The following is a 20,074-nucleotide window of genomic DNA, read 5'->3' on the forward strand; positions in this document are numbered from 1 at the left end:
GCATTGCTGCAATTTTTAGAGGCGCCCTTGTGAGATATATCGGCCATGGTACCCGTTTTCAGGATTGCTACCGGCGGAAAAGGCACCCGTTTGCAGGGGGAGGGGCGGGCTGCGAGCGGAGGATGGGCACCCGTTTACGGGCTGAGTCGGCTCCTGTGAACGCAGCCCGTCCCCTTTGCGTCGGGCGAGCTGGAATGGCACCCGTTTGCAGGAGGGATATTACGCGCCGGCCTGCCTGTCCCGGACCGCTCAGGCACCCGTCTTCGGGACAGAGTGTCGGATCGAGGGTGCGGGCAGGAGTCAGGCGGAACCGGGGCGGTGGGAGGAGGATGTCATCCCCGCAGATGGGTACCTTTGAAGCCACGCCGTGGCAGAAGGCACCCGTTTGCGGGACGTGGCATCGACAATGCTATGGCCGACGGTAGAGGAAACGGAAACGCTATGGCGCCTCAGATGCTTCGGGGAAGTGAAAGGTACCCGAAAATGACTTGCGGTGGGGTGCCTATGGCAGGATAGTCCCGCCAGAGCCGCCCGCGAGAGGTGGCGAATCGATGGCAGCAAGCAGACCAGAGGCTCGGCATACCGTGATGCAGCGCACCCTCGCTCCCCGCGGGCCCGACAGACAATCGGGCGATACGCTTCCCAGCGACCGGCTCACAGGAGCATTGCGCCGGCAGTCGGTCAAGAAGAACGTGGCGGCGATCCACGTTTCCGGCAAGCTGACTCTGTTGCAGCGCAAGCTGTCCAATGTGCTGCTGCTCAATGCCTATGACACGCTCATCACCCGGCCCAAGCACACGATCGACGCGCGCACTCTCTCGCTGATGATCGGCTACAATTCCAACGATACCGCGACGCTCCGCGATGCGCTCCGCGGGCTGGCGGAAACGGTGGCCGAATGGGACATGCTGGATGAGAAGGGGCGGCAGGAATGGGGCGTCTCCTCGCTCCTCTCCTATGCGAAGCTGAAGGGCGGCATTTGCGAATACGCCTATTCGCCCGCGCTGGCGGAGAAGCTGCACGACCCGAAGGTCTTCGCGCTCATCAACCTCAATATCCAGAAGCGGTTCACATCCGGGCACGGGCTGGCACTCTATGAGAACTGCTACCGCTTCGTGCGGACCGGCAGCACCGGATGGTGGCCGCTGGAGACGTTCCGCCGCCTTATGGGCGTGGAGGAGAGCGACTACTACCGCACCTTCAAACACCTGAACGCCAAGGTGATCCGGCCGGCGGTGGAGGAGGTCAACCGCACCTCCAACATCGAGATCACGCCGGAGTTCCACCGCAAGGGGCGGGCGGTCGCGGAGCTGCGCTTCCTGATCCGGGAAAACCCGCAGCTCGGCGTGATCGACGCCGAGGAGGGGGAGGGCCTCAGGCACAGCCCGGTCTATGAGCGGCTGTTGGGGCAGGGGATTTCCGACCGGCTGGCCCGGCAGTGGATCGGCGAGCATGGAGAGGACGTCATAGCGGAGAAGCTGGCGGCGGTCGCGGGACGGAGCGGGGTTCGGAACCCCGCGGGGTACCTGCGGGTCGCCTTGCGCCAGCCGGTCACGGTACCGGCGGAGGAACCGTCGGAGGCGGCGCGGCTGGCGGCGACCCGACGCGCGACGGTGCGGGCCGAGACGGATGCCGAGGATGAGGCGAGGGCCGCCGAGCGGTTGGCCCGCCGCGCGCGCTTCGCCGCGGTGGAAGCGGCCGTCGCCCGGCGGAACCCGACCCAGCGCGACGCGGACCGCCGCCTGTTCCTCGCCCGGCTTGAGGGGGAGCTCGAGCGGGAGGATTTCCGCCGCTTCGGCTGGTCCAGCGCGCTGAACGCCCGCGCGATCTTCGCCTTCTGGGAGGAAATGGCGCCCGGCCTGTTCGATGACGTTTGAAGGATTGGCGTATCCAAGCGGAACAGGGATGCCGGGTGAGAGTTGCTCCCGAAGGGGGAACGGATGATCCGACATAGTCTCGCGCCCGCGTTCGGGCTGGCAGGTTTTCTGGCGCTGTCCGCCTGTATCGTTCCGGTGCCCATCGTGGTACCCGGCAGCAGTCGCGGCCCTTCAGCGCCCGCGAGCTACGTGACCGCGCCCGCAGGGCAGGCGGGGGATGTGCTCCGGCTCATCAATGCGGAACGGGAGAACCAGGGGCTGCATCCGCTCTCCTGGTCGGATCGGCTCGCGGCCTCCGCCGCAGACCACGCGGCATGGATCGCAAGCTCGGGCACCTTCTCCCACACGGGGGAGGGCGGTTCGAGCGCCCGTGACCGGATGGCGGCGCGGGACTATTGGGGGTGCGACTATGCGGAGAATATCTCGCGCGGGCAGCCTGACGCGCAGGCGGTCGTGCGGGGTTGGATGTTGAGCCCGGGACACCGGGCGAACAATCTGCGGCGGTCAAGTTACGAAGCCGGTGCCGCGATGGTGCGCGGCAGCCGGGGGCCGGTCTGGGTCATCAACTTCGGCGCGCCTTGTGGATGAGGGCCGGCGCGGTGCCGGTGCGTCAAACAGGCCGGGCCAGTCCACGCCGAAAGACCGCCAGTTCCTCCCGCGCCGGAGGATCGGCACCGATCCGGGTGACGGAGAGGCAGGAGGCATGGACCGCCTGTTCCAGATGCTGGGCCACCGTCGCCGCCGTCAGGCCCGCGATCCCCTCCGGCGAGAGCAGGCCCGCGTCGGCAAGGCTCGCGAGGAAACCCGCGTTGAACGTATCGCCCGCGCCGACGGTATCCGCCACAGTCACGGCAGGAGGCCGGATCTGCGCGACGCCGCCCGCCAGATAGGCGGAACCGCCGTCAGCCCCTTCGGTGACGAGCACCACGCGGGGGCCGAGGTCACGCAGCTCTGCCGCTCCCTCCGCGGGCGAGACGGTGCCGAGCAGCCAGACCATGTCCTCCACCGAGAGTTTTACGACATGCGCCCTGCGTATCAATCGGTCGAGCCGCGCGCGGTAGCTTGCCTCGTCGCTTATGAAACCAGGACGGATGTTCGGGTCCAGCATGATGAGCCGGCCTGCTTCCGCCGCTCGGGTGGCGAAGGTTTCTATCGTTGAGGCGCAGGGTTCGGACACGAGGCTGATCCCGCCCAGAAACACCGCGCCAACGTCCGGCGCGATATCGGGGAGGTCCGCCAACTGTATCATCCGGGCGGCGGTATTCTCGTCAAAGAAGCTGTAGCGCGCCTGCCCATCGGTCAGGGAGACGAAGGCGAGGGTGCTGGGCCTGTCGCTCCGCGGGCAGGAGGAGATGTCCACCCCGTCCCTCAGCAACGCCTGCGCGAGCTGTTCCCCGAACATGTCGCTGGAGAGGCCGCAGCAGAAGGCGACTTCCGCCCCGAGCCTGCGTGCCGCGATGGCGGTGTTGAACACCGCGCCCCCGGCGAGTGGAAGAAAGGCCGTGCGGCCAAGGAGGTCGCGCGGCACCATGTCGATCAGCGCCTCGCCGATACAGAGGATCCTGGCAGTCATGAAAATGGGTCCTCGGAAGGGTCAGGCGGCGCGGCGGATGAGTTCGGGCAGCACGCGGGAGACGGTGCGCTCGATCGTATCGACCATGACCATCGTCGCGTGATCGACTTCTATGTTGAGCAGGTCACCCGGGCGGTAGTCGCGGAAAGTGGTCTGTCGGAGGGTTTCGGGAATGAGGTTGATGCGGAAGACGTCGCCCTCCGGCCCGCCGTCTTCCCGGTCCGCCACGGTGAGCGAGCAGCCGTTGACGGCAAGGAAGCCGCGGGGAAAGACATATTTTGCCCATTCGGCGGGCACGCGGAAGCGCAGGAAGGCCTGATCGGTCTCCGTCTCGATCTCCACGATCTCTGCCGTGGTGGCGACGTGGCCCGCGATGATATGGCCGCCGACCTCGGCACCCTGTTTTGCGGAACGCTCCACATTCGCGCGCCCCTGTGTGGCGAGCCGCACGAGGTTGGTGCGGGAGAGCGTCGCATCCATGGCATCGAAGGAGACATGCGTTCCCTCCATCCGCGTGACGGAGAGGCACACACCCTCGACGGAGACGGAGGCGCCGATGCTCAGCTCTGCCAGCAGTTCCGGCGTGAAATCGACGGTAAGCGATTGCCCACCGGGGTAGGCGGCGATCTCCGTGACGGGACGGACGGCCTGAACGATGCCGGTATACATGGGCTTTCTCACCTCTTGCGCCGCGATCTTCTTCCAGAAGTAATGCCCCGGCGGCAGTCCCGCAAGCGTTACCCCTGGGGGGCGGGGCGCCGGACGGATCACGGCGTGACGGGGCGCGGAATCGAGCGGGCGGGATTTTTCTGCTGGCCTTCGGTTCTCGGGCGGGACAGCGGTCGTTGGCGTTGGCGTTGGCGTTGGCGTTGGCGTTGGCGTTGGCGTTGGCGTTGGCGTTGGCGTTGGCGTTGGCGTTGGCGTTGGCGTTGGCGTTGGCGTTGGCGTTGGCGTTGGCGTTGGCGTTGGCGTTGGCGTTGGCGTTGGCGTTGGCGTTGGCGTTGGCGTTGGCGTTGGCGTTGGCGTTGGCGTTGGCGTTGGCGTTGGCGTTGGCGTTGGCGTTGGCGTTGGCGTTGGCGTTGGCGTTGGCGTTGGCGTTGGCGTTGGCGTTGGCGTTGGCGTTGGCGTTGGCGTTGGCGTTGGCGTTGGCGTTGGCGTTGGCGTTGGCGTTGGCGTTGGCGTTGGCGTTGGCGTTGGCGTTGGCGTTGGCGTTGGCGTTGGCGTTGGCGTTGGCGTTGGCGTTGGCGTTGGCGTTGGCGTTGGCGTTGGCGTTGGCGTTGGCGTTGGCGTTGGCGTTGGCGTTGGCGTTGGCGTTGGCGTTGGCGTTGGCGTTGGCGTTGGCGTTGGCGTTGGCGTTGGCGTTGGCGTTGGCGTTGGCGTTGGCGTTGGCGTTGGCGTTGGCGTTTTGGTGATGTTGCACGGGCGAGCGGGGTTGGTCCGCGAGGTTGTTGACCGGGCCGGGGCAGGGTGGTTCCTGCCAGGTAGGAATGACGCGGGGGTGGAGGCGAGAGGGGAAGTTGACGAGGGGTGATGCGGGGTGATTCCGCCGCTCATGGCAGTTGTGTCGCCCTGAATCGCTCGTTATTGGCCCCGTGTTGGCTGGTCCACCCGGGGTTAGTGCCGGGGGTGGCGCGTCGATCATCCTGTGTGGGAGATCCATCTCGGCCACAAAATCCGTGAACAGGCTGCGAAAAGCTCTGAAATCTCACGCTTGTGTTCTGGAATCGGGAAATCTGCCCGGGGAAAGCCGCTGTCAAATGATCCTTACTGTGGAGGTTTCTGTCTGGATTTCGTCTGATTGCGAACGATCTCCGCTTCAGCGCAGGTCCGAAAGCCCTCGGCCGCCTGTTAAGGCGATATTCTCCGCGATCTGGATTCTATCTGCATCAGGGAGCGGGCTGACTGCATTTCGTAGCGACCGCGCCGCGCATCAGTGCGGCGCCGGGCCCAACCGGCGAGTGCGGCCTTGGCCGCCGCTGACGGGCGGGAGCGCCTCCGGACCGGATCGGGGAGCGGTTTCATGCCTTCCTGTCGCGCCCCTGCCCGGCGGGTCGCGTCGCTGGGGCGGGCGGGGTATATGGTCGGCGCGGGGGGCGAGGGCTCAGCAGTCCCGGCGGTCGAGCACCAGCCAGGTCATCATGCCGAAGGGAGGCAGGCTTTCCCGTTCCGCGACGTCCAGATCGGGATGGCCCAGGACGCGTTCGATCGGGAAATCGGATTGCCAGCCCAGCAGATCCTCGAAACGGGTGGAGATCCGCTCCAGCGCGCGGAGAGGCCCGGCTTCCGCGGTGAAGTGGTTCACGATCACCAGCTGGCCCCCCGGGCGGCACACTCGCGCCATTTCGCACAGCACCTTTTCCGGCTCCGGGACGACGGAGAGCACATGCATCGCGGCCACGGTATCGAAGCTTGCATCCGGGAAGTCGAGCGACCGGGCATCCATCCGGTGCAGAGCCTCCACATGGCCGAGCGAAAGTTCGGTGACCTTCTCCTGCGCCTTGGCCAGCATCTCCGGCGAATAGTCGATGCCCGTCACCCGCACACCGCCCCGATAGAGCGGCAGGACGAGACCGGTGCCGACGCCGACTTCAAGCACCGCGCCGCCCCGGCGACTGACATGCGCGGCGGCGCGTTGCCGCCCTGCGTTCGTCACCCGTCCGAAGGTGGCGTCGTATATCGGCGCCCATCGGCGGTAGGTGGAGGTAACGGCATCAGGCCTCATGGTCACTCTTCCCCTGTTTCGACAACCGGCGCAGGGCCGACCAGCCCACCACGCAGAGATAGGCCACATCCGCCGCGATCAATGTCCACCACGGCCAGGTGAACAGGACGGCGATGATGGCAACCAGCAGGATCACCCAGTAGGGAAGGTATTCCGGCCGCATCTTGAGTTTCTTGAGCGAGGGCGTGGGAATGCGGCTGATGAGCAGGAAGCCCACGATCACCAGCCAGAGCGCGCTCAGGATATCGGGGACGTCCGTGCCTGCGGGAAGCGCTTCGTTCAGGAAGAGCGGAAGCATGGCCAGCATGGCGCCCGCGGGCGAGGGCACGCCGATGAAGCCGCCCAGCGAGGGGCCGGGCGCGGGGGAGCGGGCATCCACGTTGAACCGTGCCAGCCGGAGCACACAGCCCACCACATAGACGAGCACCGCGATCCAGCCGAGGTTCGCGATATCCGACAGCATGGAGAGATAGACGAGCATCCCCGTCACCACCCCGAAGTTCAGGAAGTCCGCGAGCGAGTCGAGCTCTGCGCCGATGGCGCTTTCGCTGCCCATCATCCGGGCCATCCGTCCGTCCAGCGCGTCCAGAATCGCGGCGAGGATGATGAGACCCACCGCCTCGCCGAAGCGTCCTGCGATGGCGAAGCGGAGCGATGTCAGCCCGGCGCAGATCGCGCCCAGCGTCAGAAGGTTCGGCAGCAGTTGCGGCAGGGCGAGCTGGCGGACACGGTTGGCGCGGGGGCGGCGGGACATGGGCACTACTCCGCGCGGGCCGGACGAGGCGGGAGGCTGCCGGTGAGGTCTGCCATGACCGTTTCACCAGCGATCATCGTCTGGCCCTCCGCCACCAGTGGGGACACGCCGGGCGGAAGATAGACATCCACCCGAGAGCCGAACCGGATCAGGCCGAAGCGCCGGCCCGCATAGAGCATGTCTCCCTCCTTCACGAAGGGCAGGATGCGCCGCGCGACCAGACCCGCGATCTGGACGCAGGCGATTTCGCGGCCATCGGGCAGCTCGATGAGCAGGGCGTTGCGCTCGTTATGCTCCGACGCCTTGTCCAGCGACGCGTTGACGAATTTTCCCTTGGTGTAAGCCATCCTTTTAAGAACGCCCGAAACCGGCGATCGGTTCACGTGGACGTTGAACACGGACATGAAGACCGAGATGCGCGTCATCGGCTCGGCCGCCATGCCCAGCTCCGGCGGCGGCAGGACCGTCGCGATCTGCGAGATCATGCCGTCCGCCGGGCTGATGACCAGCCCCTCTCCCTCCGGCACCTGCCGCACGGGATCGCGGAAGAAGTAGTAACACCAGATGGTCAGCACCACGCCGATCCAGCCCAGCGGCTCCCAGAGCCAGAACAGCAGGGCGGTGATCACCGCGAAAATGCCGACGAAGCGCCACCCTTCGGGATGCATCGGCTTCAACACGGTATCGGTCATGCGCATGTGGTGTGTTTCTCCTGTTTGCCAGATCGAGTTACGGAATTCGATGGCCAAGCGCAACGAGGGAGAACATTGCAGACGACCGTTCGCAAGCGTTTGCCGGAATCATGCGCGCCCAAACCGCTGTTTCCGGGGTGGCGCCCGGCGGGGAAGAGGGGGCGGGGTCGATGGCTTGCCGTGGCTCTTGGGAAAGATGGATTTCGGCGAAGCCATCGCGCCTCTGTCAGCCAGAGAGGTTGCTCACCGGTCAGTCTCCGCGCGGAGGATGAATCACGCAAGCCGATGACCAAAGAGGTCTGATCCCGGTATTGAGCGGACGGTGGCGCGCGAGCAGCCGCCTCGACGGCGCCCGTTTCGATCTCGGGATACGGAATGCCACCCGCAGAGAACGCTGCGGGAGCAGGAATCGCGCAGGCGGGACTGAAGAAACTCGGCATGGTCGAGATGGATGGCCGCGCCCGCGGGGAGAACCCGCGCCGATGGCGGTGAAGCTCTCGGCCCGTCCCGACCGGGCAGGGGCTGCCGGGCACGAGCCGCGCCTTGGTGCATGTTCTGGCCCTGCAGGCAGGATTGCGCGGCGCGGGAGCGGGTAAGACTTTCGTTGCATTGCTCTTGGCTGCGCTGCGGTTACGCTGAACGGGCTATTCCGGAGGGGGATCCGGGGGAGGAACTGATGCGGAAATTTGTGATGGTGCTCGCCGCGGGTGCAGCGCTGGTATTCGGAGCGGGACTGGCGGAGGCGCACGGCCCCTCACGGCAGAAGGTGATACAAGAGGTGACGCTGAACGCGACGCCCGATGAAGTCTGGGCAGTGATCGGCAAGTTCGACGACCTGTCCTGGTATCCGCGGGCCAAGTCCGTGGAGGTCGAACCGGGCGCGGAGGTCAAGCCGGGCGAACAGCGCACCGTCACCTGGGACAATGGCGAGCAGACGACGGAGCAGCTTACGAAGTGGAACCCGGAGGGTCATACCTATTCGTACCGGACCATCACCGACAACATCAAGGCGCTGGCAGTGACCAACTATTCCGGCATCATCGCCGTGAAGGACGAGGGCGGCAAGGCGAAGGTCGAGTGGACGGGAGCCTTCTACCGGGGCTTTCCGAACAACGATCCCCCGCCCGAACTGAATGACGAGGCTGCCATCGCCACGGTGACGGCGGCGCACCAGATGGGGATCGATGCGCTGGTCCAGAAGTTCGGCAAGGCGAATTGATGCCTTCGAAGGCTCGCTTCCGGGTGGGGCCGGGCGAGAGTGGAGACCGGTCGGTCCGCATGGACAGGACCCCCGCCGTCACGCCGTCTCTCCCCCTCCAGCGGCGTGGCGGCGGTGCTCCCTGAGCGAGCCGGGCGATCTAACAGACAGATTGTGCGGGAAAGCGGGCGGAAATGGAGGGATGGATGCCCTCCGTTTCCTTTTGCACGCTGTCCTGACAACAGGCTCCCGGAGCCTGAAAGACTGGTTCCCCGCATCGGGGACGATCAATGGCCGGTCTTGGGTTCATTACCTCTGTGGTCGGGGGCTGCGCGTTGTCGTGTGCTGGCCGGTGATTTGCGCTCGCCGGCCGGCGATCAGAGCCGGTCGGTGCGATAGAGGCGGATACGCAGGCTGCCGTGCGGCACCGGCGGTCCGGGCGGGAGAAAACGGAGGCCGGTGGTACGGGCAAGACGCTCCTCCGACGTGATGAGACCCACGCGCCAGCCGGTGAAATGCTGCTTCAGCGTCTGTCCGAGCGCGCCGTAAAGGCCCGCAAGCAACTTTGGATTGCCGAGCCGCGCGCCATACGGGGGGTTCACCATTACAAGGCCCGGTGGCCCTTCGGGAGGGCGAGCCTCGCTCACCGGAAGGCGGCTGAAGGTGGTCCAGTCCGTCACTCCGGCGCGGGCCGCATTGGCGCCGCTCATACGGATCGCGCCATCGTCGCGATCGCTGCCGTGACAGGTGAAGGCGGGCAGGCGGGGCACTGCGGCCTGCTTCAGCGCGGCCAAGCGTTCAGGATCGAAGGAGGCGAGATCCTCGAAGGCGAAGCGGCGGCTGCGTCCGGGCAACAGGCCTGCGGCAATCTCGGCTGCCTCTATCACGAAAGTGCCGGAGCCGCACATCGGGTCCACCACCGGCTCCGTACCGGTATAGCCGCATTGCCGCAGCAACAGCGCGGCCAGCGTCTCGCGCAGGGGGGCCTTGTTCACTGCCTCCTTGTGGCCGCGCTTGTGCAGGGAAAGGCCGGAGGTATCGACGCTGATGGTGACGAGATCGTCCTCGATTCGGATCTTGAGGGCGATGGCGTCTTCGGACGGGTCTTCGCTTTCCTTGTCGCGGGGGGCGGCGACGGGGATCCCCGCGCCCTCCCTGAGCGCGGTTTCGATCCGCTCCCGTGCGGCGCCTGCGTGATAGATGCGCGACCGGCGGCTGGTGACATCGACGCGGACGGGCATATCGGTGCGCAGCACCTCTCCCCACGGGAAGCGGCGCGCGCGTTTGTCGAGCTGGGCAAGGTGGAAGGCGCGGAAGGTGCCGATCCGGGCAAGCACACGGGTGGCCCCTCGCAGCACGAGGTTCGCGCGCATCACGTCCTCCCAGCCGCCGTCGAAGGCGACCCCGCCCTCGAGCACGCGGGGCGCGGGAAAGCCGGCCTCCGCCGCTTCTTCGGCGAGGACGGGTTCAAGCCCCGGCGGGGCGGCGAGGAAGATCTCGAAGGGCGTGGTCATCGCGCCGTCATAGACGTTTCCCCCTGCGGGGGCGAGGGGGAACCGCCGGTTTCGGCCCGGGGAGTGCGGCGCTTGTCGTGGGGCGAACGGGCGCAGGCCGAAGATGCGCCCGTGACCCCGGCCCGGTCTGGCGTGTCCTGCCCGGGGCGAGGGGCGGTCAGGTGGCAAGGCAGGCGTCTCGCGCGCGGGGGGCGGGCGATACCATGGGTTAGCATGGACCCCAGGCGTCACGGTGATGATTGGTGTGTCGCGCGTGGGCGGGCGATACTATCGGTCCGGCTGCACCGGAGCAGGCGTGCCCGGAGGCGCTTGGGACCTAGGCCAGCTACATGGCACGCAGCTTGGAGGAGGTCAGGCATGCCCCGGGCGTGTGGGACAGGCGGGGCGAGGGAGATTGCGGCTCCGCTGGCGGGCCTTGGGAAATGTCCTTGGCGCTGCGCGTAGGCGAGGGGCGGCAGCGTCGGATCCCCGCGTAGGGGGGGGGCGGCAGGCTGCTGAAAGAGAGCGTGGTCTGCGCCGGAGCAGAAATCTGGGGAAATCCCGCCGGAGCTCTCCCTGTTCCGGGTGTTTCCCGGGCCGATTTTCCAGAGGACAGGCCTGATATTTCGGCGCCTTTTCAGCAGCCCGCCGGGTGTCGCACCGGCGGCTTCGGGCAAACGCGATTACCTTGGGCCAGGTCGTCGAGCTGCCGTTGTTCGGGGGTCACCGGCGGCTTCAGGCGAACGCGGTTACCGTGGGCGCGCCAACGCCGGACCGTCCGCGAAGCCGTCGGAGCCTGGCCGGGTGAGGGACGGGGGCCGGTGGTCTGCATTGCGCTGCCGTCCTCGGGTTGCCCGCGAAGATGCAGCATCCGCCGCAGGGATGAGTGACCGCCCTGAGTGGCGGCCGTCAGGCCGACGCGGAGGGTGGCAGTGACGCCGACGCGGCGGGGGGTTGCGGCTCCAGCCGGAACCAGAGTGCGTAGAGGGCTGGCAGGAACACCAGCGTCAGCACGGTCGCCACCGTCAGCCCGCCGATGACGGAAAAGGCCAGCGGCGCCCAGAACACCTCCCGCGCGATGGGGATCATGCCGAGGATCGCCGCAGCGGCGGTGAGCACGATCGGGCGCGCACGACTCACCGTCGCGTCGATCAGCGCGGACCAGCCATCCTCTCCCGCCGCGCGGTGCTGCTCGATCTGCTCGACGAGGATCACGGAGTTCCGGGCGATCATCCCGATCAGCGCGACGATCCCCAGCACCGCGATGAAGCCCACCGGCAGGCCGGTGATCATCAGTGCCGCCACCACCCCGATCAGCCCGAGCGGCACGACGGAAAGGACGAGGATGAGCAACTGCACGCTTTGCAACTGCGCCATGAGGATGACGAGGATGAGGATGAGCATGAGCGGAAACACCGCCACCACCGAGCCGAGGCCCTTTTCGCTTTCCTCCACCACGCCGCCGGTTTCCAGCCGCATCTCCGGGTTGGCGGCGGCGAGGCGGTCTATCGCCGGGGCGATGCCCGCGGCCATCGCCTCTGCCGTGATGTTGACGACATCGGCGCGCACGGTGATCGTGGGGAGCCTGTCTCGCCGCCAGACGACGGGCTGGCTGGTGGCGTAATCAAAGCTCGCGACAGAGATCAGCGGCACTGTGCGACCACTGCCCAGCGGGATCTGAAGGGCGAGGAGGGTGTCGACGTCGCGCCGCTCGTTCTCCGCCCCGCGGCCCACGACATCGACAAGGTAGATGTCGTCACGGATCTGGGTGATGTTCACGCCGCTGGTGACGGCCAGCAGCGCTTGCGCGAGCTGGGACGAGGAAAGGCCGACGATACGCGCGCGGTCCTGATCCACGCGGATGCGGATGAGCCGCGCGGGTTCGTTCCAGTCGAGGTTGACGTTCACCGCGCCGGGGGCTGCGCCTATCACGTCGGCCACCTGCCAGGCGAGATCGCGGACCGCGCCCAGATCCTCGCCGCTCACCCTGATCTGCACGGGCCAGCCCACCGGCGGGCCGAGCTCCAGCGGAGCGACGCGGGAGAGGACATCTGGGAAGCGGTCGTCCAGCACCTTCTGAAGCCGCGCCGTCAGGGCAGTGCGGTCGGCATCGGCAGCGGTGACCAGCACGCCCTGCGCGGTGTAGCTGGCGGGGGGGAGGACATCCATGGGCAGGTAGAAGCGGATCGCGCCTTCGCCGACGTAGAAGCTGAAACTCTCCACCTCCGCCTCCTCCGCGACGATCTTTTCCACCTCCGTCACGACCTGACGGGTGCGTTCTATGGAGGAGGATTGCGGCAGGTTGAGGTCCAGCAGCAGCTCCGGCCGGTCCGAGGGCGGGAAGAACTGCTGCGGCAACCGCGTCGCGGCCAGGATGGACAGGGCGAACAGCACCAGCGTGCCGATGACGATGGGCCAGCGCCAGTGCAGCGCGCGCGTCAGGAAGCGGCGAAAGGCCGCGACATACCGGCCCTCCCCCTCATGTTTGCGCTTGATCTGAGCAGGAAGAACCCAGACCCCGACGATGGGCGAGGCCAGCACCGCCACGATCCACGACAGGATGAGCGCAAAGGCGATCACCCAGAACAGCGAATTGGCATATTCCCCGGCGGAACTTTTCGCAAAGCCCACGGGCACGAAGCCGGCGACCGTCACCAGCGTGCCCGTCAGCATCGGAAAGGCGGTGGAGGTCCAGGCATAGGCGGCGGCCTTGGTCTTCTCCATGCCCTCCTCCAGCTTGGAAACCATCATCTCCACGGTGATCATCGCATCATCGACCAACAGCCCCAGCGCGATGATGAGCGCGCCGAGCGACACGCGCTGCAGCGCGATCCCGTGGAGTTCCATCGCGAGGAACACGAGCGTCAGCGACAGTGGAATGGAGACGAACACCACCAGCCCCGCCCGGAGCCCCAGCGCGATGAAGGAGACAGCGAGGACGATAACGACCGCCTCCGTCAGCGCGCGGGTGAAGCCGGAGACGGCGTGCTGGACCACGGATGTCTGGTTGGAGACCTGCGATACCTCCATGCCGATGGGCAGGTCGGATTTCACCTGGGAAATGACCGTGTCGATCTGCTGCCCGAGGGCGAGCACGTCGCCGCCCTCCTTCATCGACATGGCGAGGCCGATTGCGGGCTGACCCGCGACGCGGAACATCGGCTGGGCGGGATCGACCGGACCGCGGCGGACCGTCGCGATATCGTCGAGCCGCACGACGCCGGACTGGGTGGCGATGGTGAGGTTGTCGATCTCCGCCTCGCTGCCGAAGGCACCGGTTACTTCGAGCCGGGTGCTGTCGGCGCTGGTCACGATCTCTCCCGCGGGAACGACAGCGTTCTGGTTCTGGATCTGGGCGATCACCGCTTCCGGGTCTATGCCAAGGCTGGCAAGGCGGCGGGTGGAGAATTCGATCCAGATCTTTTCATCCTGCGTGCCGATGAGTTCGGCCTTGCCGATGCCGGGAAGGCGCAGAACCCTGTCGCGCGCCGCATCGACCACGTCCCGAAGCTCCCGCTCCGAAAAGCCGGGGTCGGCGGTGAAGGCGTAGATGATCCCGTAGGTATCGCCGAATTCGTCGTCGAAGAATGGGCCGAGCACCCCCGATGGAAGCTCGCGGCCCATGTCGGCCACCTTCTTGCGCACCTGATACCAGTCGTCATCGACCCGTTCGGGTGGTGTCTCGTCGCTCAAGGTCACATAGATGATGGTCTGGCCCGGCGTGGTGAGGCTCTTCAGGTTGTCGAGGTCGCCGAGCTCCTGAAGCTTGCGCTCCAACCTGTCCGTCACCTGATGAAGTGTGTCCTCCATCGTCGCGCCGGGCCAGTTCGCCTGAAGCACCATGGTCTTGATGGTGAAGCTCGGATCCTCGCTCCGCCCGAGCCGCAGGTAGGACAGCCCACCCGCAAGCGCGGCGAGGACGAGGATCAGCGTGACAAAGGAACGGTGCGCGAGCGCCCAGGAAGAAAGGTTGAAGCCGCCCATCAGGCATCACCGGCGGGCAGCCGCACCTGCATTCCGGGACGGAGACGCTGCACCCCCGCCGCAACGACCTTCGCGCCCTCCTCAAGACCGCCGGAGATCAGGATGCGTTCGCCCTCATAGCGCAGCACATCCACCGGAGTCAGGTCAACGACGCCGTTCGCATTGACAACCCAGACCGCCGGACGGTCTGCGGTGTTGAACAGCGCGGAGAGCGGCAGCGCGGCAGCCTTCGGCCCCGGCAGTTCCAGCATCCCCCGTACGGCCGATCCGAAGCGGAAGGCCGCGGGGGCATTGTCGATCCGCACGCGCACCCGGAAGGTGCGCGTCACCGGATCCGCTGCCGGAGAGATTTCCCGCACCTTGCCATGGGCCACGATGGAGGGATCATCGAGCAGGGTGATGGTGACGGCGGCATTCTCCGCCCCGATGCCCAGAACAGCGCCGGGGGCCTGGAACTGCGCATCCTTCAGGTCGGTGCGGGCGAGCTTGACGATCATCTGTCCCGCGGAGACGACCTGACCCACCTCCGCCCCGCGCGACATGACCACGCCCGGCTCCGGCGCGACGAGATCTGTATATCCCAGCCCGTCCCGCGCATCCGAGACGCTGGCCTGCGCGGCGAGTTCATTGGCCCGGGCAATATTGGCCTGCGCCGTCGCCGCGTCCGCCGCCGCCTGCGTCGCGAAACCGCGTGTGAGCAGGTCGTTGGTGCGTTTCTCCGTCTGCTCCGCATTCTCGCGCTGAGCCGTTGCCGCGGCGAGGCTGGCTTCCGCCTGACGGACGCTGTTCTGGGCCTGGGCGATGTCGAGCCGGGCCAGTACCTCTCCCGCCGTCACCACGTCGCCCACATCGACGAGCCGCTGGGCGAGCTTGCCGCCCACCCGGAAGCCGAGGTCACTTTCGATCTGGGGCGCCACCTCGCCCACGAGCGAGCCGGGGCTGTTCACCACCGTGTAGGCGACCGTCACCGTCTTGACCAAGCGCGGTCCCTCGACCTGGGGCGCCGTCGCTTCCTCCCGGCAGGCGGGCAACAGCAGAAGCGCCGCGGCGAGCATCGAGGTGAGGATTCGGGCTGGTGCTATCATTTCTCGCCTCGCTGACAGTTATGCGTAAAGATACGCAAAGGACGCTCCATGGCCAGAGGGGACGTACGGGAAACCGCGAGCCCGGGCAACAAGTCGCGGCGCGTGCCACGTCGGATGCTGCGCGGCCTGTCGATGCGCGCACGGCTGGACCGCGACCTTGTAGAGCGGACCGCCTTGGGCGGGGTTCGGTGCCTCTGAGGCGCGCGGGCCGGAGGGAGGAAGTCATGCCGATCCGTCCCTTTTCTGCCGACCTGTCCGTATTTCCATGCATCGCCGTCTTGCGCGCGGGACTGAAGGAGCCATGCGCTTGCCCGGCGGGATTTGATAATCTTCCCCCTTCCGGGCTGGACGCAGGCGATCCTGGATGCGAGACCTCCCGTTTCAAATCAGTGCAGGAACGCGGGATGGAAAAGCTGCCCGAAGACATCGCAGGACTGTTTGCCCGGCTGGACAGGTCGCGTTTCCGCAGCCGCTTCCGGCTAGGGCAGGGGGAGCAGGCCTATGTGGCCGCGAAAGGCCGGGAAACCGTCGCCCGCCACGCGGCCGACTTCGTGGGCCGCCGCCTTGCCCCCGCCGCGCCGGTGAACGATGGGCGGCAGACGCCGATGCGGGGTCATCCTGTGTTCATCGCCCAGCATGCGACCGCCACGTGCTGCCGGGGATGTCTGGCAAAGTGGCATGGTATTCCTGTCGGACGCCCGCTGGATGAGGCGGAGCAGGAAATGATCCTGCGGATTCTGATGATCTGGATCGACAGACAGAGCTCGGGGAAGCATCCCGGCAGGGCCTTGCCCTGAAGCCGGTTCGCAATGCGCGGCCTCCCGTGGCGCGGCATACTGCTGATGGCGGACCGGGATGACGAGGCAGTCCGCGTGCGGAGCCGAGGGGTGTCGAAACCCGCTCCGAAGGGAGGGGTTCACCGCGGTATTTGCCGCAATGCTCCGGCTCCGCTCCCTGTACGGCGCCGGCAAACGTCCGACCGCGCTCGCAGCCGACCATTCTGGCTGCGGGTGAAAAGGTTCCGAAGTGTACCGCCTTCTGTTTGGTAAATCGGGAATTAGGCCCGTGACGTGTATATTTCCGGCTGGTTTCCATCAGATCATAGACAGTTGTCGCTCACACGGCGACCTGAAAGCCTCTTTTGGCAGTCTGTTAACGCACTGTCATTGAGACCTTCGGCCTGCGCCCGCGCAGAGGACGTCACACCCTCGGCACCCTGCGGGGAGGGCAGGCCGGGCCGACCAGGGTCAGCAGAAAAGCCGCCGGAATCGCTGCCGGCGGGTATCCAGGCCTCATCGTGCAGCGCGTTGGCTCGGAGCGCAGGGATGGCGATGCGCTCCACAGCATGCGGCGCTCTGCGCGCTGCCCTTCGACGGACATGTGGGGTAAGGGCAAGCAAGATGGGAGTGCAATGATCGCTTATCTCGGCCTGTTCACCGCGGCATTCATCGCCGCCACCCTGCTTCCCATGCAGTCGGAGGCGGTGCTGGGAACCCTCGCCTATCGCGGGGCGCATTCGCTGGCTTTGCTCTGGGCTGTCGCAACGGTGGGCAACGTGCTCGGATCGGCGGTGAATTACGGCCTCGGGCGCTGGCTTACGCGCTTTGAGGGGCGCAGATGGTTTCCGGCATCGCCGGAGCAAATCCGCCGCGCAGAGGGCTGGTATCGGCGCTGGGGACGCTGGTCGCTGCTGGCAAGCTGGCTGCCGCTGGTGGGTGATCCGCTTACTGTCGTTGCGGGAATGCTGCGGGAGCGGCTGGGGCTATTCCTCCTGCTCGTGACGCTTGCGAAGGGCGGACGGTATGTTGCGGTCATCTGGATTGCGTCGGGATGGAACTGACCTCTTGCGCTGCCCGCGGGGGAATGGAATGGAGAGACTGGAGGCCGCTTGCCGGAACCGGTAGACGGAGAGCACTTAAAATGCTTCGGGCCATGCCCGTGTGGGTTCGAGTCCCACAGCGGCCACCAGATTAGTTCGTAATATATTGATATTGATGGTGAATTTTTTATTTCCCTGACGTTCACCTTCTTTCTTACCCATCAAAATGAAAGCAATTGATTTGCTCTGATAGCGATGGATTCAGACGTTGTCGCGTGTTGGGCGCGGGATGGCTGATGCCCAAACGTTCAGAGCCGCTTGCCGAACCTGTCCAGCTGCTCGATGCCCACGATGCGATACGACATGGCCACAAGCGCAGTCTGGTGGATGTTCATGTCGCCGTTGTCGTCCGCAAAGATGATTTTGAAAGCCATGTCTTCCATGGTCTGCTGTTCAAAGTCGGCGACTCGTAGCTCAAGGTCGAGCATCTCATCGAACAGTTTGTCCTCTTCGCCTTCGTCGTCCGTTGCCCGGTGGCCCGCCTTCACCTCCTGCCAGCGGCGATACATTGCCCGAAGGGCGCGTTCGCCGGTCTGAGCCTGCGCCACGTCGCGTTCCTCGCTCCCAGCGTTAGGTGCTCTTGCCGGAGGCGGGTGGGCCGCAGACGATGGTGAGCGGCACCACTGAGGGCGTCAACCAATTCGGGTGAACCGCGGCTACCTTGTCGGCGTTCTCGATGGTCTGTTTGCTACTGTCATGTCAACCTTTCGAAACCGCGTGGAGAGTGCCGCGATCCCAGAATAAGTCCGGGTTGCCGCGGTGCGGTTTGATGTGGTCCACCACGGGGCTATCGGGAGCCGGGTGCTTGCCCATCAGCAGGACCCCATGCCGCATCGCGCAGAACCTGTTCGCTGAGCGCTTGCCACCGGGCGCTGTAATACCACTTCCTCCAATCGTTCGTTTCATCCCGCTCGGCGAGGCGTTGCTTCTCGGCAATGACGCGGGCTGCCTGTAGTATCGGGCGCAGCGTGGCAACCTTCGGCCTAACGGTGCGTAGCTTAGCCATCTTCATCATCACCATATGCGAACGGACATCCCGGGGAAGGAATGCTATCGGCGCGCTCACGCTCCAGCCGAAGCTGCCGTTGCCAGAACACCACCATCTCGTTAGCAGCGAAGAGTCGCGCGATTGCGTGGTGTGTCGGAATAGCAGCCTCAATCCCTGCAAGGCTCATCCAGACTTCCGCGGCCTCCTCGCATAGTCGCTGGAAATGGTGAACGGTCCGCGCGTCGGCAGACTGCCCTGCTGGACCGCGCCCAGAAGACCTGCCCAATATGGATGGTGGTGGAGAAGACCGGTGATCTATCATCCTGCCTCCGTGACAATCTGGACGTTAGCGACCGCCCTGTCCGAATCCGGGGCATCAGCACCGTTCTCATCGTCGTGTTATGCGTGGCTCGGTCAGGCCCTCCACTGCCCACCGTCGGATAGCTTTCCTTCGTTGCTCTTCTTCTGGCAACAGAGTCTTCAGTGCGACGTTGATCTGTTCGCGTGAAGGCCACCAAGAGCGGCTACTTTTGGGCCGTCGTATCCGACGATCGCGGGCATCGTGGTGCTGGACCGCCCATCGTGTTGTTCTACTACGCCCCCGGCCGGGGGCGGCAACATCCGCTTAGGTTCCTGGCCGGATACCGAGGCAGGTTCCTGCAACGCGATGCCCACCAGTCCTACAACGCGCTGACCGAGATCACGCGCGATGAGGGGCCATGGCAGCCAGTCAATTGCTGGACCCACGTCCGCCGCCGCATCGTCAAACGCGTCGAGAGCGACGGCTCGTCCATCGCCGAGGAAATGCTGCGCCAGATCGCGTTGCTCCATCGGATCGAGGCGACCGTGTGCGGGCAAGCCCCTGCCGACCGTCTCGCCGCCCGACGTAGGCACTCCGGCCCAATCATCGCCGCGCTCAAGCCCTGGCTGGAAACCCAGCTGTCGCGCATCCCGCGCAAGTCCCAACTCGCCGAGGATATCCGCTATACCCTCGCGCACGAGCCGGCCTGATCCGCTTCCTCGACGATGGCACCCTCGAACTCGACACCACCATGTCGAGAACCAGATCCGCCCCATCGCTGACCCCAAAGAACGCCCTCTTCGTCGGAAACGAGATCGGCGCCAATAACTGGGCCATGCTTGCCTCGCTCGTCGCCACATGCGAACTGTCCGGCGTGAACCCAGTCGACGACCTCGCCGACACCCGCCGTGCCATCCGGGAAGCGCACCCCAGATCACGCATCGAAGACCTCATGCCGTGGCAACGCACTAACCCGTCAAGCCTCGCCGAATAGCGCCTCGTCCTCGCGCTTACATCCGGATCGTTTTCTGATCCGCTTCACTTTCCTTGATCGTGCGGTTCATCTGTTCGAGCTGGCCATTGGTCCAAGGGTGTTTCACCTTGGTCCGCCGGTGATCGATGTCGTGCTCACGGCATACGCGCCCGAAGATGTGCTCGAAGGCGCTGGTATCGACGCTGCGATTTGCGAACTGCACTCTTGTCATTGGGCTCGGCCCGATGGCGACTTCAATGGCTCGCTTGGTCAACACCTTGTGGATCCGGTATGGCGCAGCTGCGATCAGGTCGCGCAGAAACTGGGCTGCAGCCATCTTCCCCGCCTTCTGGACGAGGCGAACGCAGGCGAACTTGCTGCGATCAATGCCGACGAACAGGTAGAGCTTCCCTTCAGCGGTCTGCACCTCGGCAATATCGATGTGGAAGAAGCCGATCGGATAGCGCTTGAACTTTGATCGCCTCGGCTTGTCGCCTGCCACCTCTGGCAGACGCGAGATGCCATGGTTGCAGGTGAGGAGGGATCAGAAAATGA

General features: G+C 65.8%; 18 protein-coding genes, 1 tRNA gene and 1 pseudogene. 10 read left to right on the plus strand and 10 right to left on the minus strand.

Annotation, left to right across the window (positions count from 1 at the left end; translation table 11 throughout):
- Positions 1–587 precede the first annotated feature (587 nt).
- Both CG51_RS17340 and CG51_RS17345 read left to right on the plus strand, forming a co-directional pair.
- Positions 588–1,877 carry a replication initiation protein gene (locus CG51_RS17340; protein ID WP_035747166.1) on the plus strand — a complete coding sequence of 430 codons (1,290 nt, stop codon included), beginning with the start codon at positions 588–590 and terminating at the stop codon, positions 1,875–1,877.
- A gap of 63 nt (positions 1,878–1,940) precedes the next feature.
- Positions 1,941–2,465 carry a CAP domain-containing protein gene (locus CG51_RS17345; protein WP_051930824.1) on the plus strand — a complete coding sequence of 175 codons (525 nt, stop codon included), beginning with the start codon at positions 1,941–1,943 and terminating at the stop codon, positions 2,463–2,465.
- A 22-nt stretch (positions 2,466–2,487) separates the two neighbouring features.
- On the opposite strand, the gene CG51_RS17350 is transcribed toward CG51_RS17345, so the two are convergent.
- Both CG51_RS17350 and CG51_RS17355 read right to left on the minus strand, forming a co-directional pair.
- A complete protein-coding gene (locus tag CG51_RS17350) occupies positions 2,488–3,450 on the minus strand; it encodes a carbohydrate kinase family protein (RefSeq protein ID WP_035747169.1) in 963 nt (320 codons plus the stop codon).
- Positions 3,451–3,471: 21 nt separating this feature from the next.
- Positions 3,472–4,119: a riboflavin synthase gene (locus tag CG51_RS17355; RefSeq protein ID WP_035747172.1), complete on the minus strand. Its 648-nt coding sequence runs from the start codon at positions 4,117–4,119 to the stop codon at positions 3,472–3,474.
- A 176-nt stretch (positions 4,120–4,295) separates the two neighbouring features.
- Here CG51_RS17355 and CG51_RS20445 point away from each other — a divergent pair, with 176 nt between their 5' ends.
- A complete protein-coding gene (locus tag CG51_RS20445; protein ID WP_169742255.1) occupies positions 4,296–4,862 on the plus strand; it encodes a hypothetical protein in 567 nt (188 codons plus the stop codon).
- A 689-nt stretch (positions 4,863–5,551) separates the two neighbouring features.
- Here the strand turns inward: CG51_RS20445 and CG51_RS17370 are convergent.
- Genes CG51_RS17370 through CG51_RS17380 form a run of 3 tightly spaced genes read right to left on the minus strand, consistent with a single transcriptional unit; the run spans position 5,552 to position 7,651 of the window.
- Positions 5,552–6,172, minus strand: coding sequence for a class I SAM-dependent methyltransferase (locus CG51_RS17370; RefSeq protein ID WP_035747174.1), 621 nt, complete (start codon positions 6,170–6,172; stop codon positions 5,552–5,554).
- Positions 6,162–6,926 carry a CDP-alcohol phosphatidyltransferase family protein gene (locus tag CG51_RS17375; RefSeq protein ID WP_035747176.1) on the minus strand — a complete coding sequence of 255 codons (765 nt, stop codon included), beginning with the start codon at positions 6,924–6,926 and terminating at the stop codon, positions 6,162–6,164. Before CG51_RS17375 ends, CG51_RS17370 begins: the two co-directional genes overlap by 11 nt.
- Before the next feature lie 5 nt (positions 6,927–6,931).
- Positions 6,932–7,651, minus strand: coding sequence for a phosphatidylserine decarboxylase (locus CG51_RS17380; protein WP_269845385.1), 720 nt, complete (start codon positions 7,649–7,651; stop codon positions 6,932–6,934).
- 643 nt (positions 7,652–8,294) lie between these two features.
- Here CG51_RS17380 and CG51_RS17385 point away from each other — a divergent pair.
- Complete coding sequence (locus CG51_RS17385) at positions 8,295–8,837, plus strand: SRPBCC family protein (protein WP_244901182.1); 543 nt, start codon at positions 8,295–8,297, stop codon at positions 8,835–8,837.
- Positions 8,838–9,193: 356 nt separating this feature from the next.
- Here the strand turns inward: CG51_RS17385 and CG51_RS17390 are convergent, their stop codons facing one another.
- The 3 genes from CG51_RS17390 to CG51_RS17400 all read right to left on the minus strand — a co-directional run bounded on the left by CG51_RS17390 (position 9,194) and on the right by CG51_RS17400 (position 15,378).
- Entirely contained in the window at positions 9,194–10,330 is a 1,137-nt protein-coding gene (locus tag CG51_RS17390; RefSeq protein WP_035747181.1) for a THUMP domain-containing class I SAM-dependent RNA methyltransferase, read from the minus strand.
- A gap of 888 nt (positions 10,331–11,218) precedes the next feature.
- Positions 11,219–14,293, minus strand: coding sequence for an efflux RND transporter permease subunit (locus CG51_RS17395; protein WP_035747182.1), 3,075 nt, complete (start codon positions 14,291–14,293; stop codon positions 11,219–11,221).
- Positions 14,293–15,378: an efflux RND transporter periplasmic adaptor subunit gene (locus CG51_RS17400; protein WP_035747183.1), complete on the minus strand. Its 1,086-nt coding sequence runs from the start codon at positions 15,376–15,378 to the stop codon at positions 14,293–14,295. The genes CG51_RS17395 and CG51_RS17400 overlap by 1 nt, the downstream gene beginning before the upstream one ends.
- Before the next feature lie 48 nt (positions 15,379–15,426).
- On the opposite strand from CG51_RS17400, the gene CG51_RS20235 reads away from it, so the two are divergent.
- The 4 genes from CG51_RS20235 to CG51_RS17415 all read left to right on the plus strand — a co-directional run bounded on the left by CG51_RS20235 (position 15,427) and on the right by CG51_RS17415 (position 17,346).
- The gene (locus CG51_RS20235) at positions 15,427–15,576 is read left to right on the plus strand and encodes a hypothetical protein (RefSeq protein ID WP_156961354.1); all 150 of its coding nucleotides are present in this window, start codon (positions 15,427–15,429) and stop codon (positions 15,574–15,576) included.
- A 206-nt stretch (positions 15,577–15,782) separates the two neighbouring features.
- Positions 15,783–16,175, plus strand: a complete 393-nt coding sequence (locus CG51_RS17405) for a DUF4186 domain-containing protein (RefSeq protein ID WP_035747196.1) — start codon at positions 15,783–15,785, stop codon at positions 16,173–16,175.
- A 614-nt stretch (positions 16,176–16,789) separates the two neighbouring features.
- Positions 16,790–17,218: a YqaA family protein gene (locus CG51_RS17410; protein WP_035747184.1), complete on the plus strand. Its 429-nt coding sequence runs from the start codon at positions 16,790–16,792 to the stop codon at positions 17,216–17,218.
- Between the two features lie 42 nt (positions 17,219–17,260).
- Positions 17,261–17,346: transfer RNA gene (locus tag CG51_RS17415), tRNA-Leu, on the plus strand.
- 159 nt (positions 17,347–17,505) lie between these two features.
- Here the strand turns inward: CG51_RS17415 and CG51_RS17420 are convergent.
- The gene (locus tag CG51_RS17420) at positions 17,506–17,805 is read right to left on the minus strand and encodes a hypothetical protein (protein WP_035747186.1); all 300 of its coding nucleotides are present in this window, start codon (positions 17,803–17,805) and stop codon (positions 17,506–17,508) included.
- Positions 17,806–18,749: 944 nt separating this feature from the next.
- On the opposite strand from CG51_RS17420, the gene CG51_RS20610 reads away from it, so the two are divergent.
- Positions 18,750–19,256 carry an IS66 family transposase gene (locus tag CG51_RS20610; RefSeq protein ID WP_084695264.1) on the plus strand — a complete coding sequence of 169 codons (507 nt, stop codon included), beginning with the start codon at positions 18,750–18,752 and terminating at the stop codon, positions 19,254–19,256.
- Positions 19,257–19,297: 41 nt separating this feature from the next.
- On the plus strand, positions 19,298–19,540 hold the full coding sequence (locus tag CG51_RS20615) for a transposase domain-containing protein (RefSeq protein ID WP_084695265.1): 243 nt from the start codon (positions 19,298–19,300) through the stop codon (positions 19,538–19,540).
- A 46-nt stretch (positions 19,541–19,586) separates the two neighbouring features.
- Here CG51_RS20615 and CG51_RS17435 read toward each other — a convergent pair.
- Positions 19,587–20,045 (minus strand): annotated as a pseudogene (locus CG51_RS17435) (transposase family protein); the annotation flags it as partial.
- Positions 20,046–20,074 lie beyond the last annotated feature (29 nt).

This window comes from Haematobacter missouriensis (assembly GCF_000740775.1).
Classification (GTDB): Bacteria; Pseudomonadota; Alphaproteobacteria; order Rhodobacterales; family Rhodobacteraceae; genus Haematobacter; species Haematobacter missouriensis.